We start from the raw sequence: 13,445 nt of genomic DNA, 5'->3' as shown, positions 1-13,445 counted from the left end.
TCGGTAATCTGCTGCTTAATGAAATCCAAACGGCATCACCTCCTTTCCCGCACCCCCGTAAATAGGGACGCGGAGTGTTTTGGCGTCGGCATCAGCCGAACAGGTTGGAGAGCAGCGGAACCAGCGTAATGCCGATCAGGGCTACGCCGCCGCCTGCCATGAGCTGTTTAATGCCCTGACTTTTTGCACCCGGATTGTCGTTGCCGTAACCTTCCAGAAGGTTGATTGCACCCCAAATGGCAAGACCCGCGCCAAGGGCGATTACAAGGGTCTGGAGAACGCCGATTGCGGAATGAAAGAAACTCATAATATTACCTCCATTTTTTAAGTTGTATATATGAAAAAAAGCCACTATTCTGCGGCTTTCTGGTCCCCGGAGAGGTCAACGGAATACGTGTTGAACACATCGTCCGGTTTCGGTTTCAATTTGGTGGACAGAAACTTCTCAATATGGAAAGCATTGTGGGGGTCATAATCGGACAGGTATTTGTAGTTCGGATGCTTTGTGATGTCGTACTTGTCAGAAAGGAAGGGCCGGACGCCGCGAAGCTGGAGGATGCATTTGCCTCCGTCGAGGACAGACAGCTCATCGACCGAAGCTAAATCCTTTCCCAATTTTTGATAATTGAGGCTGTGGGAAACTTCGCGGCCCCGGCTTTCGCCGGTGTTGTAGGTGTCGATTGTCTCTTTTCCAAGCGATTCGGTCAGCTCTTTCAAGGTCGTGCGTTCCTTGCCGCCGAGGAAAATAGCGCTGTCGCAGTTGCCGATGATCGTGTCGGCGTTGTCTTTGTACAACGCCTTGAGCTGGCTCTGCGCCTGCAAAACAAGGCTGGCCGAGATTTCACGGCTGCGGATGGTGGCAATCAGCTTTTCAAATTTGGGAATTTGCCCGATGTTGGCAAATTCATCGAGCAGGCACCGGACGTGGACAGGCAGGCGTCCGCCGTACACGTCGTCGGCCTTTTCGCATAACAGGTTGAAAAGCTGCGTGTAGGCCATCGAAACTAAAAAATTAAAGGTGTCATCCGTATCAGAGATGATGATGAATAGGGCGGTCTTGCGGTCGCCCAGCGTGTCCAGTTCCAATTCATCGTAGGCCGTCAGGTCACGAAGCTCCTGAATGTCGAACGGAGCCATTCTTGCGCCGCATGAAATAAGAATCGATTTTGCTGTTTTGCCCGCCGCCAACTTATACTTCTTATATTGCCGGACGGCGAAGTGATTCGGCTTTTCCTTTTCCAGCGCCTCAAACATGAGATCCACGGGGTTTTTGAATTCCTCATCATCCTCTCGAACTTCCGAAGCGTTGATGAATTCAATCAGCGTAGCGAAATTCTGTTCCTCGACCGGAGCCTCATAGTGGATGTAGCCGATGAGCGCCGTATAAAGCAGCGTCTCGGCCTTCACCCAAAAATCATCTCCTTCCTTGCCCTCGCCCTTGGTGTTCGTGATAAGCGCCGTGACCAGCTTCAAAATGTCCTTTTCTGAATGAATGTACGCGAAGGGATTATAGTGCATCGACTTTTTGAAGTTGATGGTGTTGAGAATTTTGATGCGGTAGCCCCTGCGCCGCAGGAGATTCCCGCACTCCACGACAATGCTGCCCTTCGGGTCCGTGACCACGAAACTGGTTGGGTAATCCTTGGAATCGCACTGCATTAGGTTCGGCTTGATGAAAAATCTTGTCTTGCCGGAACCGGAGCCGCCGACGACCAGCACGTTTTTGTTCCGGGATGTTTTGGGGTCCTTGGGACGGTTGTTCATGGTGAGCCGTTCCGTCTGCGTGAGAATGACGTTGTTTTCAAACGCCGGGTCGATGTACGGTTTGATGTCCTCGGCCTTGCCCCAGCGGGCGGAGCCGTATTCCACATTTTTGCGGAATTTCTTGGCGTTCCGGCCTTTCACATAAACCACCAGCCGGAGCGCGGTGGCGAGAAAGACGCCCACACCGAGGTCGGTCGGATGAAAGCTCGGCAGTGGGGAGGCAAACGCGGCGGTAAGGCCGTCCATCAGGTGCAGGAGCTTAAGGGAAGCGTCTGCGCCTGCGGCCAGCCTCCACGCCTGCCCGAACTTGGTGGCGAAAAGCGCGACGAACAGGTACGGAAGATTCATCAGGAGCAGTTTATTTGTTTTTGTCTTCATCGCGTTCGCTCCTGTTCCTTATGTTTTACTCGGTCAACGGTATTCGCTTTGACCAGATCTTTGAACTGCCGGAGACGTGAGAGGACGGAGGGCTTTTTCGCCCGGTTCACCGTTTTTGCCGTAAACTCGGTGAAAGCGGCGGTGAGGGCATCCGCGTCCCGTGCCTTGAAAAAGACAAGATATTTGGGCGGCGAAACGCTGCGGTCTTTTTTGACGGCGTAATCCACGCCGTATTTCCGCGCCACGCGGTCAAAAGAGCGGATGTTGCTGTCGGTAATCTCGATGTTCGATACGCCCGCGTTCTGCCCGACAAGCTGCTTCACCGTCTGCCTGCCGTGGGGGACCACGGGACCGGTGCGGGCCTTGGAGTTTTTCTTTTCTTTCCGGTGAGCCAGATACTTGGTAATCGCCATTTTGAGCACTCGGCCCGTGAGCTTCGTGCCACTGATGATGAGTGTCACGGAGCGATTTTCTATTTCTTCCTGCAATCAAAACACCTCCTGCCATGAGAAAACTCGCCATCCGTCACCGTTCATCATGGGAAGGCGGCTTTTTCTTTACCGGAGCCGGTTTCCCGTCGGACCGGCTGTCCGGCCTTTTTTTCTCACCCTTTTTCAGGAACGGTGTGAGGACGGTTTCTTTGCTGTCCATGTACATTTCCTCGGTTTTCTGCTGCGCCTGCTGGAGCTTTGAGATGGCGTCGGTCACGTCGTTGAACAGCGAGTGGTACATTTTCTGATAGTCCGGCACGTTATCTCCGCTCCTTTTCTGCGCCTTTTTCCCGGCCCTGTCCCTTGACGGTGAGGACGCCGTCCAGCGTAGTGACGGTGATGTGCAGCCGTTCCGCCGTGGCGATGTCGTTTTTCACGGTTTCGTCCACGTTCCTGCCGCAGACCACCAACACATGGGCACGGCGCAGAAAGTTGCAGGCGATGTCAACGCCGTCCTTGTGCTCCTGCGGAATGGCGTCGTTGAGAAAAAGCGGCAGGAACAGGACCGGGCAGATGGGCGAAAAGCCCGCGTCATAGACCTTGCGGCAGTACCGCGCCGCGTCCTCGGTGTTTTTCATTTCATCCGCGCCCCACGGGGCGGTGATGTATGCGAGGGGTCGTTTCATGGTGAAATTACTCCTTTCCGGTTTTTGTTGGGTACAAAAACAGCCTGCGCGGGACGTTTACCGTCCGGGTGGGCCGTTTCCGTACATGTCGTGATTGACCAGCGCCGAGTAGTAGCTGCTGATGGTGGTCGGAGCCTGATACAGCGCGGTAAGGATGTAGTTTCGGATATTGCGGACGTCGGCGGTGTTTTTGTCCAGACACTCCAGCACGTATTCGATGTGGCCGTCGTCGAGCTTCAAAAGCCTGCTTTTTACCGTTTCGGCGGGCATATTCTCACCGGCGATCCGGATTTCCTTTTTTCGGCTGCACACGGTGTCGAGCAGGATGCCCACGATTTCATCCAGGCGTTCCGGGTCGCACCTCTGCCGCAGAACGTCGTAGGAAATATTCTCTTTGATGATTTCGCGGTAGGCATCCGTCGCATCCATCGAATCAGCCGGTGCGTCGGCTTCCGGCTTTCGGTCTACCGGATTGGATTGATAAGGATTTACTCCATACGTATTTGATTTTTTAGGAATATTAGTTCCCTTAGTATTTAATTGCGCGAGGTTTTCCGTATCCGGTTTTCCCATATCCGGGTTATCCAGATACGACTTTTCCGTATCTGGTAAATCCGTATCCGGGAAAGGCGTATCCGGCGGCTTGCGCGGCTGCTCATAAATGGTGTATTCGGTGTCCGTGATGCGCCCGTCTTTGCCGCGAAGCTGGCGGCGCTCCATATAGCCCGCGTTTTCCAGTTCCTTGAGCGCTTTTCCGATGGCGTCCACTCCCTCGCGGCAGATGGAGGCAAGGCCCCGCGTGGTGTAATCCCAATCGTCCGGAAGGGAAAGCATCACGGACAGCAGCCCTTTCGCTTTCAGGGACAAGGCCCTGTTTTTCAGGTGATGGTTGCTCATGACCGTGTAATCCCGCGTCCGCTCCACACGAAAAACTGCCATTTTGTATCACTCCCTTCTGTACGGATGGTTCAGTCCGCAATCGTGAAATCCAGCGTCAGTTCATGGGAAACGGTTTTCGCGTTTGCCCATGCCAAACCGAATTTGGCGGTAAGCGCCAGATTCCCCGACGCTCCATTCGCGCCGAGCGTTCCCAACGGCACTTCCGAAACAAGATCACCCGTGTAAACGGGAGATTCCCGGTCAACCGCCGTCCAGCCGGAACCGGTGGTTTTACTGATCCCCACACCGAGCGCGATTCTGCTTCCGGTCTGTGCCGCCGTCAGGCTGTTCCAATCCGAAAAGGACGTGGGGGCGGCGTCACCGATACCGGAAATTGCTTTCAGGCCCGCGACGGAAACCTTTATAGGGAAAGTGGAATGGTTGGTAATCGGAATATCCGGTGCGGTGAACGGCGTATCGCTGTTCGGGTCAATGGAATAGCCGATACTGATCGGGTGTGTTACGGATACCAGCTCGTCCGTATGATAGTGCGTGACAGCCGAAATGTTCCCGGCGTTGTCCACGGCGGCAATATGAATGTAAAAGCTGCTCCCTGACGGACGAGGGAAAGTGTAACTGCTGGATGTCGTGGTAATGCTCCCGTCAGGGACGGTATCGGGATTGTTGTCCACCACGATGGAATAACCCTTCATCCCGGTTTTTAGGGATGTCGATATAACCGGAGAATCATATTTCACGCCGTCGTTCTGGCCGGTGGCTTCCACATAATACTGATAGCCGGTCGCATTGTCCTGCGAAGAATAATTGACGGTGTACTGCGTTCGGCCGAAATTGTGCGTAACGCCCGAAATTGCCGGCTCGTCCGGCGCATCCAGATCCTGCCCCTTGTGGTCGTTCCAGCTTGTGTCGGTTGTAATCTGAGCAAGGTAAAACAGAGTATTTGCCGTAACGCGCTGTTCGTCCGGCGTGGCCTCGCCGTCGGAATGGCCGGTCTGAATCATGGCACAGTTAGACCAGCTTGTCAGATAAAAGGTGTTGGTGCCTTGCCCGTTCGTTCCGTTGGCTTCTGTACTGCCGCTATAGGTGTATGGCTGCTGATACGTCATCCAGACATCCCCGAAAGCAAGCTGATTGGAATGAGACATCGGAACATTCAGGACCGTACCCACATTCCCGATTTTCCACGGATAGTTGGTGAGCAGGCCCTTTTTGGCAACTGTGATCTGTGTACCGCCGAGTATCGTGTATTTGGGGATGGTCTGAATATTGCAGTAGTGGGCGAGCTCGAAAAAATTCGGCATGGAAATTCGGTCGTTGTCTACCATCGTGTCATGCCCGAACAGGACGCCGCGCCCGGTTTTGATAAAAGCGTCTGCCTTGGTTTCGGCTGCGGCGGACAAATCCTGACTTGCGAAAGCATCCCACGCGCCGAAATACAGAACGTCGTATTTGTAGCTGCCATCCGCATTTTTCAGGTAAGTGTCCGGGTTGGCGTTGAAATCGGCAATCGACACGGTATCCACGGAAATGAGACCCTTGCCGTAGCCTTTGGGATCGTATTCATTCGACGTTTCCATCCACATTTTGAGGGATGCCGACTTCGGAAGGGTGTAATTTTTGCCTTGCCATGTCGTAAAGGAAACGGTTGGCGCGACGATTGGATAAATGTTCAGAACCTTCGCGCTGTCTTTGGCGGGAATGCTCTGAAAGGTCGATTCATGTGCAGACTTAGAATAGAGCATATAGCTGTACGGTTGGTTTTTGTCGCTGTTTGTCCAGTTCAGCGCCACATAGTTCCCGGACGGATTCGGCATCGCGGTCAGCGACAGAACCGGCGCAGCGGAGGCCGCGAACGCGGGCGAAGCGCCGGACAGCAGAATCCCGGCGGCAAGCAGCGGGACGAGAAAAAGCCGCCTGAATGATTGCCTCAAATTGAAGCCCCCTTTCGGCGTGGAAGGTTGGCCGGGAAAATCCCGGCCAATTCCCGCGCTTTTTTTTTATGCAAGCTGGAACTGGAAAACGAGCTGATGGTTGGCCGTGTACGCCCCGTCGAACGCGAGACCGTAGTCCGCCGTGAGGGACAGCGTGCCGGAAGTGTTTTGGTTCAGCGTCCCGACCTGCAACGGCGAATCGTTCACCGCCCAATGGGTGGAAGTGCTGTACCCGCTGTTCCAGCCGGAATTGGCCTTTGCGGAGATTCCGAGCGCAATGTACTTCTTGGAATCCGCGAGGTTGAGAGAACGCCACGCTTTCGCGGACGGATCAACGTCGATGAAAGTCAGCGAACCGCCCGAAGCAGCTTTCATGGATTCCACTGTGGTGATCACCGCGACTTTGGTGTTGTTGGTCACTTTGATGTCGGGCGCGGTAAAGGTTTCGGCATCCGGGCTGATGGCATAGGCCACGTTGATCGGATGGGTGACGGAAATGGTCAGCGGCGAGATGGAGCCGTTGATCGTCACATCTCCCGTGACGATGCCCGTGCCGGTGTCGGTTTTGTCGGCGGCGAACGCCGGGACTGCCGCCGTCACACCGAGCATGGCAAAAGTGACGATGCCCGCAAGAATCTTTCTGAACCTGTTTTTCATTGAGAAGCCTCCTATAAATTTTTATATCAACCGGACCATCCGGCTGATTACGAAACGGAAAGACGGATTTTGTAGTCAGCCATGCCGAGGTATGCCTTAGTTGTTTTGTTATAATACTTGATTGCTGCGGTCACGCTGTAGCTTCCAGATGAAACTGGCTGGGAAAGAGTAAGGCCGTCGATGTGCTGTCCCGGATAGATTGGTGCGGATTTCGCTACGGTTTTACCGTCCAGCAGAATTTCACACTGCATAATGACGGTGTTTGAAGACGGGTTTTCCACTTCCCATGTGCCGGTGCTGCCCTGCGCCCCGCTGGAAAAAGAAGCCTGCGCGCTCACCTTGTCGGTGACGGTGACTTCCTGCTTTTGAAGCCGGGACAGGATTTCCTGCCGCGATGGGATGCTGCCGCTTCCCGATTCCGCACTGCCGGTATTGTCCAGAGACGGAGCGGACGATGAAGGAGCGGAACTGGACGGCGGCGGGTTTGGGCAAGGGTGCTGATTTCCGCAGCTCCGCAACAGGAGAAGCAATAGAAGCAGTAACAGCAGAAGAAGCGCAAGAATGTACGGCCATTTACGTTTTTGCTTTTTATCCTCCTTTTCACCTTTGCTTTCGTTGATTTTTTCAGTTGTCATGCGGTTTCCTCCATTCATTCAGACATGAAAAAAGGCGCTTCTTTCGGAACGCCTGAAACGACGGTTATTTTACCTTTCCTGATCCCGCTGCCGCTTTTTTTGCCAGCCCTCCAAAAGCCGGATAATGACCTGTTCCATCTGTTGGGGAGTATAGGATTTCGGGAAGTATTTTCGGACCTTATCTCCCGTGATGGTCAGATCGTTTTTCTCCGGTTTCTTTTCCTCCGACATGATGGCCAACATACTGTCCTCGTTCAAATGCCCCTCTGAACTGAATTTTTTTAGCCGCTGGGCCTGTGAGAGTGAAGGGGTGGCCTGTTCGCTTTCGATGGTGTCGAGCAAAAGCGTCTGTTCCTCCGGTTTGAGGTACGACAGCTCCACGGCGGGGGTCATGGCAATTTTCTTATCGTCCACCATCTGCTGAAGCTGCGGTGTCAGCTCATTCAGCCGGATAAAACGCTGCACCTGTGTCCTACTTTCTCCGGCTTGATCGGCTACAATTTGAACACTCTTTTTGCCATCTTCTAACTTGTACCCAACTTGGGTACAAGTTAGATCAGTCCTCTCGCCTTGCCGCTTTATGGCGTCCAGCTTCATTTTGTATGCCTTGGCCCGTTCGCTCGGCAGGATATTTTCACGCTGGATGTTGCTGTCAACCATGATAATGGTCGCGGCGTCATCGTCCAGATCGCGGACGATAACCGGCATGGTGGGAATCCCCGCCAGCTCGCAGGCGTGTTTGCGCCGGTGGCCGGAAATTAGCTCATAGCCGCCCTCCGCGCGAGGGCGTACAATGGCGGGAACCAATACGCCGTATTCCTTGATGCTTTCCACGGTTTCTTTCATGGAATCATCATCCCGTACCTGAAACGGATGGTCGGGAAACGGATGCAGCTCCGAAAGCGGCATATTCGTGACCTTTTCCCGCTTGGTATCCTCGCGGGTTTCCTCCGTGGAAAAAATATCATCGTAGCTGTTCAGACTTATGTTTTTGGCGCTGCTTTTCAATCTTCAACACCTCCTTCGTCAGCTCCCGATACGCCTCTGCAACCTTTCCCTTTGGGTCGTGGGCGAAAATACTTCTGCCCTCCGCGCTGATTTCGGCGGCGCGGACGGAATGAGGAATCTCCACGTCAAATACTTTCAGCTTTGAGCCGTAGGTATCCCGCAGCAGGGCGCTGATTTCCTTGGCGTAGTTGGTGCGGCTGTCCACCATCGTCAACAGAATGCCGTCAATTTTGAGCTTCGGATTGATCTGCCGCCGCACTTTGTTGATTGTCTGCAAAAGCTGTTCAAGGCCCTTGACCGGAAGATACTGCGCCTGAACAGGAATGATCACGCTGTCGGCTGCGGCCAGCGCATTGACGGTCAGCATCCCCAGCGAGGGCATACAATCCAGAATCACGTAGTCGTATTGGCGCTTCACGCCGTCCAGATACTGCTTCAGGATTTTTTCACGGCTCATGGCGTTGACGAGCGATACCTCCATACCGGAAAGCTCGATGTTGGCGGGCATCAGGTCAACGCCTTCGTCATGGTGCAGAAGTCCCTCACCGGGGTCAATGGGTTCCTCGCTCAGCACCTTACCCATTATCGTTGCTAGCGTCACGGACAGTTGGTCGGGCTGGGGATTGCCCAAACTGATGGTCAGGGAACCTTGCGGATCGCTGTCCACCAAAAGCACCTTTTTTCCTTCCCGCGCTAGCCCGATGCCGAGATTGGCGCAAGTCGTGGTCTTGCCGACGCCGCCCTTTTGGTTGGCAACGGCAATTACATTGGTCATGTGATTTTTCACCTCCCGCTGAAATAGAAAAAGGACGTTCCTTTTCACGGAACGCCCTTAAAATATGATGAAGTTATTCAATTTTTAGGGGTAAATACTGCTTCTTAATTGCCCGTAAACCCTTGGTATTACTGACTTTTTTGAATAAATGCCGTAAGAACACTCGCACCATGTCGAATGTTCATAAGGACAGTGAACATTCGGGAGATAGGAGTAATCGAAAGATTGCTCCTATCTTTCTTTTTATCCGGCTTTGCGGGTAATGTACTCAACGGCTACGCCCTGTCGGGTGTCTATCATCACACTCTGCGGCAGACAGGCCACTTCCGGCGTGTCAAGGGTTCCGATAAAATTATAATGGATTTCGAGCCGCTGCGTCCGGCCCTTTCCCGTTCCCTCCGCCTGATAGACAACAATTTTTTCAACCAGCTCATTCAGGATCGTTGGCGTCAGTTCTTGAATGTCGGTGTACTTTTTCACCGTCTGAAGAAAACTCGCCGCGCTGTGCTTGCTTTTTTCTTCCGCGTCGATCTCCGCTTGCAGGGCGGAGATTTTCTTTTTCAACGAAAGCTGTTCATCGTCATAGCGTTTGGTAATCATCATAAACCGTTCGTCGGAGAGCTTTCCGCTTGTGTTGTCCTCGTAGGTTTTGGTGAAAAGGCTGTCCAGTTCGGCACAGCGGGCCAACATGGCCCGAAGTTCCCGCTCCCTGCGCTTGCTGTCCTTTTCGGCCTCCTGCATGGATTGAGCCATCAGGAGCTTGATAAAACTTTCCTCTTTGTCCTGCAAAAAGGCCGTCATGCGCCGAATTTCCAAAAGCATCACCTGTTCCAGCGCGTCCGCTCTGATGTAATGGGTAGAATTGCAGGTGCCGCGGTTGCCCTTATAGTTGGTGCAGTTGAAATACTTGAGGTCGGTGTTCGGGTGGTTGACATTGAAATAGAGCTTGCGTCCACAATCGGAACAATAGAGAAGGCCGGAAAACATATTCTTCTCCATCGTCTTTGGCGCTCTGCGTTTTGTACCTTCCCGGATACGCTGCACCATTTCCCACGTCTGACGGTCAATAATCGCCTCATGGACGCCCTCGAAAATCGCATAATTTTCCTCCGGGTTTTCATATCGGCGCTTGTTCTTGAAGGATTTGGAGTAGGTCTTGAAGTTTACCACATCCCCCATATATTCGCGGGCGTTGAGGATTTTGTTGATCGTGGTCTTGCACCAATAGTAGGGGCTGTCTTTGAACGAACCGCCCTTTTTCCCGCTTCTGCGGATACCCTTGCTTTTCCAGTATCCGTTGGGGTAAGGATTTGCTCTTTTTCCAAGCGGTCTGCTATGCGGTATTCGCTCAAGCCCTCTACACACAGTTTGTAAATATAGCGCACGACTTTGGCGGCGTCCTCGTCCACTATCCAGCGTTTTGGGTTTTCCGAGTCTTTTATGTACCCATACAGGGGTTGGGAAAGCGGAACACCGGCGGAGCCGCGCAAGCGTTGAGAACTGCGTATCTTGCGGGAAATGTCTCTCGCGTACCATTCGTTCATAATATTGCGGAACGGGGCAAACTCGTTTTCGCCCTCGGCGCTGTCCACACCGTCATTGACCGCGATAAATCGCACATTATGCTCCGGGAAAAAATTGTCGGTGTACATGCCGACCTGCAAATAGTCGCGGCCAAGCCGGGACATATCCTTTACCAGTACAGCACCGATATATCCGGCTTCGATGGCCTCCGCCATTTCTATAAAACCGGGGCGGTCAAAGTTTGTGCCGGAATACCCATCATCTACGAAGTATTTTGTGTTGGTTAAACCATACTCCTTGGCGTATTGTGAAAGCAGCTTCTTTTGATTAGAAATACTGTTGCTGTCGCCCTGCACATCATCATCGCGGGACAGGCGGCAATATAAGGCTGTTACAATGTTTGACTGGCTGTTCATAAATCCTCCTTCCCGGCAGTCAAACAAACGATTATTACACTTATATTATACCTCGCCTGACTGTGATGTTAAGGATGTCGATGCCGCAAAGTGCTGACACGCCTACTCTTTCCGCGCCTTATCCGATAGAATTAAGCGCCGGATTTTTTCTTCAAGAGCCTCTTTCTGTGCGTTATCGTTATAGACAGGGGTAACGATATATTTTGTACCGCTGACCTCATATTCCGCAGAAGCCGCAGAAGTGGTTTTCTCGTCCATACAAAGCGCCTCCTTGTTGAAATCGGATATACTGAAAGCCTCCCTGTGTCTCATAGGGAAACGCCAAAGGGCAGCACTCATTAAAAGGTGCTGCCCTTTGGTGCGTCTCTACTTCGGGTCAACTTGGCCCGAAGTCAATAGGGGCTGTTTTGGTAATGCTGTTCGGCTTCCTCTATGCCGCGCATATCGAAAACGTAGTGGAGTTCTCCCACCACACGCTGAATATCTTCGGGAGAGAAGCCGCCGTTTTCCATAGCGTATATGACATAGCCACGGCAAGCGCCGTTGCTCCATTGCTGATATAGCAATGTCTGTAATTCTTTATCCATAAGAAAACTCCGTTCATCAAATGAAAATCGGGAGAAGCCGCGCCGCAAGTTTCGGCCTGTCGCAAGACAGTAATTCCCGACGCGGCTCACCCTCATATATGAAAAACGATAGCTCGGACGGGCAGCGGCAACCGCCCTCATGGGAATCCCACCCCGCTCCATGCCGATGGCGCGGCGACCAATGCTGTGAAGCGTTCAAGTCGCAAGTATCATTGTATCAAGCGTGAGATCGTCGCCGGGCGGGTTTACCTTTCCCGCCCCGCCGCAGTTGGCATTTGTCGCTCGTACCGTCAAACGGCAGTCATGGCGCGTCCTGCGGCCCGGCTCCTTCATGCTTTGAACGTATCCGGGTTATCGGTATGAAATTGTCAAAGATCAGGTGAGAAGCAATTATCCTCTCGCTTATTAGGACTGGGAAAAGCGTTTTGACCACCCGGATGCTAAAAAAAGTGCAACAAAAAAACGCCCGACAGTTTTTACTGCAAGGCGTTTTGATATGGGAGCTATTCAATTTCCGGGGGCAAATTTCGGAACAGATCACAATCGTAAAAATCTATAATGCACAAATCCAATCCGTCACACAGCTTCTTTACTGTCACCGCGCTTATATCCCTGTGTTCCGGCTGTAACATGCTGTATACAGTTGAGGGCGTTATTCCCGCCAACCGCGCAAGTTCCGTATATGAAATATTGCGCTCCGCACACAGTTGTTTGAATCGCTCTGCAATAGCGTCTTTAATCTTTATGCCCTCACCGCCTTTCCGTTAGTTTCAGAATAAGCATATCAATCCATACGCTTCAACGTATACGCGCTTGCGTATACCGTGCTTTTCTGATAAACTAATTTTAACAGCAAACGGCCCCGCCAAAATGACGGGGCCGTCCGGCAAGATTGCCGTTAGTCGGAAAGGTACTTATAGAGTTGCTGGAGGGCGCGTTTGATCGAGCAGCCGACTGCGGACTGATTCACACCTTCTAAATCGGCAATCTGGCGGTAAGACAGATTATCCGAAAAGTGTAAAAGTAACCTCCGACGCTGTGTTGTGGAAAGGCGATTGACCGCCGCATAAAGCTGGCGGTAGCTTTCCATCCTTATCAGAAGATTGGCGGCGTCCTCCTGTGGATAGCTCATAGCCGCGCCTGTCAAACCGTCTATGAAATCCATGTAATCAAGATGTCGCCTGTCTTGTCGCCTTTGGGAGCGGATTTGTCGGTCGGACTGTTCCAGCAGTTCCTTCACCGAAGTTGATACCTCAACGCAAATCCGGCTTCCATTGGCGGTTTTGTATGTTATTGTTACTAATGGCTTGTCCATTGTTTTTCCTCCGTTCATCATTTTTGCGGGTGAGTGGGTAATGAACGGAGAGCGGTGGAGAGCGGCAACCGGGGCTGCTATGCTTCGGAGGCTCGAAGTACAAAAAAACACCAATCCGAAAAATTACTCGAATGGTGTCGAATGAAAAAAGGGCGCAGTAGTCGCCTGTGAATTGGTATGAATTATTGAAATTATGAAGAAGAGCTTCTGCTACATCCAGCCGACACTGTCAAGTGTCAGCTCCTCCTGAACAAGAAAATGCGGCTTTGGATACATCGGAATCCTCCATTTCCCAAGCCGCTAGCTAAAATAGTCCAGCTAATTACATGTCAAGCCTTTTCGGGAGAAAATTTCTCAGTTTGGCATCTAAAAAAGGGTATAGAAAACAAGGCTTCATCATGAAGCCTTAAAAACATAGTGGAGTGGCTACGCTACAGA

General features: G+C 52.3%; 17 protein-coding genes. All 17 read right to left on the bottom strand.

Annotated features, from left to right (window positions below; genetic code table 11):
- Positions 1–91: 91 nt before the first annotated feature.
- Complete coding sequence (locus CAFE_RS10740) at positions 92–307, bottom strand: Maff2 family mobile element protein (protein ID WP_013485766.1); 216 nt, start codon at positions 305–307, stop codon at positions 92–94.
- Between the two features lie 44 nt (positions 308–351).
- A complete protein-coding gene (locus CAFE_RS10735) occupies positions 352–2,142 on the bottom strand; it encodes a VirD4-like conjugal transfer protein, CD1115 family (RefSeq protein WP_156990647.1) in 1,791 nt (596 codons plus the stop codon).
- Positions 2,139–2,630, bottom strand: a complete 492-nt coding sequence (locus CAFE_RS10730) for a PcfB family protein (RefSeq protein ID WP_156990646.1) — start codon at positions 2,628–2,630, stop codon at positions 2,139–2,141. The genes CAFE_RS10735 and CAFE_RS10730 overlap by 4 nt, the downstream gene beginning before the upstream one ends.
- A 37-nt stretch (positions 2,631–2,667) precedes the next feature.
- On the bottom strand, positions 2,668–2,892 hold the full coding sequence (locus CAFE_RS10725; RefSeq protein WP_330593937.1) for a hypothetical protein: 225 nt from the start codon (positions 2,890–2,892) through the stop codon (positions 2,668–2,670).
- Between the two features lies 1 nt (position 2,893).
- Positions 2,894–3,259: a DUF7768 domain-containing protein gene (locus CAFE_RS10720; RefSeq protein ID WP_156990645.1), complete on the bottom strand. Its 366-nt coding sequence runs from the start codon at positions 3,257–3,259 to the stop codon at positions 2,894–2,896.
- Positions 3,260–3,316: 57 nt separating this feature from the next.
- Positions 3,317–4,198 (bottom strand): DUF6017 domain-containing protein, encoded by an 882-nt coding sequence (locus CAFE_RS10715; RefSeq protein WP_156990644.1) that lies wholly within the window; start codon positions 4,196–4,198, stop codon positions 3,317–3,319.
- Between the two features lie 29 nt (positions 4,199–4,227).
- The gene (locus CAFE_RS10710) at positions 4,228–6,090 is read right to left on the bottom strand and encodes a DUF5057 domain-containing protein (RefSeq protein WP_156990643.1); all 1,863 of its coding nucleotides are present in this window, start codon (positions 6,088–6,090) and stop codon (positions 4,228–4,230) included.
- A gap of 66 nt (positions 6,091–6,156) precedes the next feature.
- On the bottom strand, positions 6,157–6,747 hold the full coding sequence (locus tag CAFE_RS10705; protein ID WP_156990642.1) for a hypothetical protein: 591 nt from the start codon (positions 6,745–6,747) through the stop codon (positions 6,157–6,159).
- Positions 6,748–6,794: 47 nt separating this feature from the next.
- Positions 6,795–7,382 (bottom strand): hypothetical protein, encoded by a 588-nt coding sequence (locus tag CAFE_RS10700; RefSeq protein ID WP_156990641.1) that lies wholly within the window; start codon positions 7,380–7,382, stop codon positions 6,795–6,797.
- A gap of 69 nt (positions 7,383–7,451) precedes the next feature.
- A complete protein-coding gene (locus CAFE_RS10695; RefSeq protein ID WP_156990640.1) occupies positions 7,452–8,390 on the bottom strand; it encodes a ParB/RepB/Spo0J family partition protein in 939 nt (312 codons plus the stop codon).
- Positions 8,347–9,165, bottom strand: coding sequence for a ParA family protein (locus CAFE_RS10690; protein ID WP_156990639.1), 819 nt, complete (start codon positions 9,163–9,165; stop codon positions 8,347–8,349). The genes CAFE_RS10695 and CAFE_RS10690 overlap by 44 nt, the downstream gene beginning before the upstream one ends.
- Positions 9,166–9,408: 243 nt before the next feature.
- Positions 9,409–10,440 (bottom strand): DUF4368 domain-containing protein, encoded by a 1,032-nt coding sequence (locus tag CAFE_RS20490; RefSeq protein WP_330593955.1) that lies wholly within the window; start codon positions 10,438–10,440, stop codon positions 9,409–9,411.
- Positions 10,329–11,105 carry a recombinase family protein gene (locus CAFE_RS20075; RefSeq protein WP_233452780.1) on the bottom strand — a complete coding sequence of 259 codons (777 nt, stop codon included), beginning with the start codon at positions 11,103–11,105 and terminating at the stop codon, positions 10,329–10,331. The genes CAFE_RS20490 and CAFE_RS20075 overlap by 112 nt, the downstream gene beginning before the upstream one ends.
- A gap of 102 nt (positions 11,106–11,207) precedes the next feature.
- Positions 11,208–11,363 (bottom strand): hypothetical protein, encoded by a 156-nt coding sequence (locus CAFE_RS10680; protein ID WP_156990638.1) that lies wholly within the window; start codon positions 11,361–11,363, stop codon positions 11,208–11,210.
- A 134-nt stretch (positions 11,364–11,497) separates the two neighbouring features.
- Entirely contained in the window at positions 11,498–11,692 is a 195-nt protein-coding gene (locus tag CAFE_RS10675) for a hypothetical protein (RefSeq protein WP_066644351.1), read from the bottom strand.
- 503 nt (positions 11,693–12,195) lie between these two features.
- Positions 12,196–12,420 carry a helix-turn-helix domain-containing protein gene (locus CAFE_RS10670; protein WP_330593954.1) on the bottom strand — a complete coding sequence of 75 codons (225 nt, stop codon included), beginning with the start codon at positions 12,418–12,420 and terminating at the stop codon, positions 12,196–12,198.
- Positions 12,421–12,590: 170 nt separating this feature from the next.
- Positions 12,591–13,007, bottom strand: coding sequence for an RNA polymerase sigma factor (locus CAFE_RS10665; RefSeq protein WP_066644347.1), 417 nt, complete (start codon positions 13,005–13,007; stop codon positions 12,591–12,593).
- Positions 13,008–13,445: the final 438 nt, after the last annotated feature.

It is taken from the genome of Caproicibacter fermentans (genome assembly GCF_009746625.1).
Lineage (GTDB): Bacteria > Bacillota > Clostridia > Oscillospirales > Acutalibacteraceae > Caproicibacter > Caproicibacter fermentans.
Note: the sequence above shows the minus strand (reverse complement) of the source record. Positions and strands in the feature narration are given on the sequence as shown.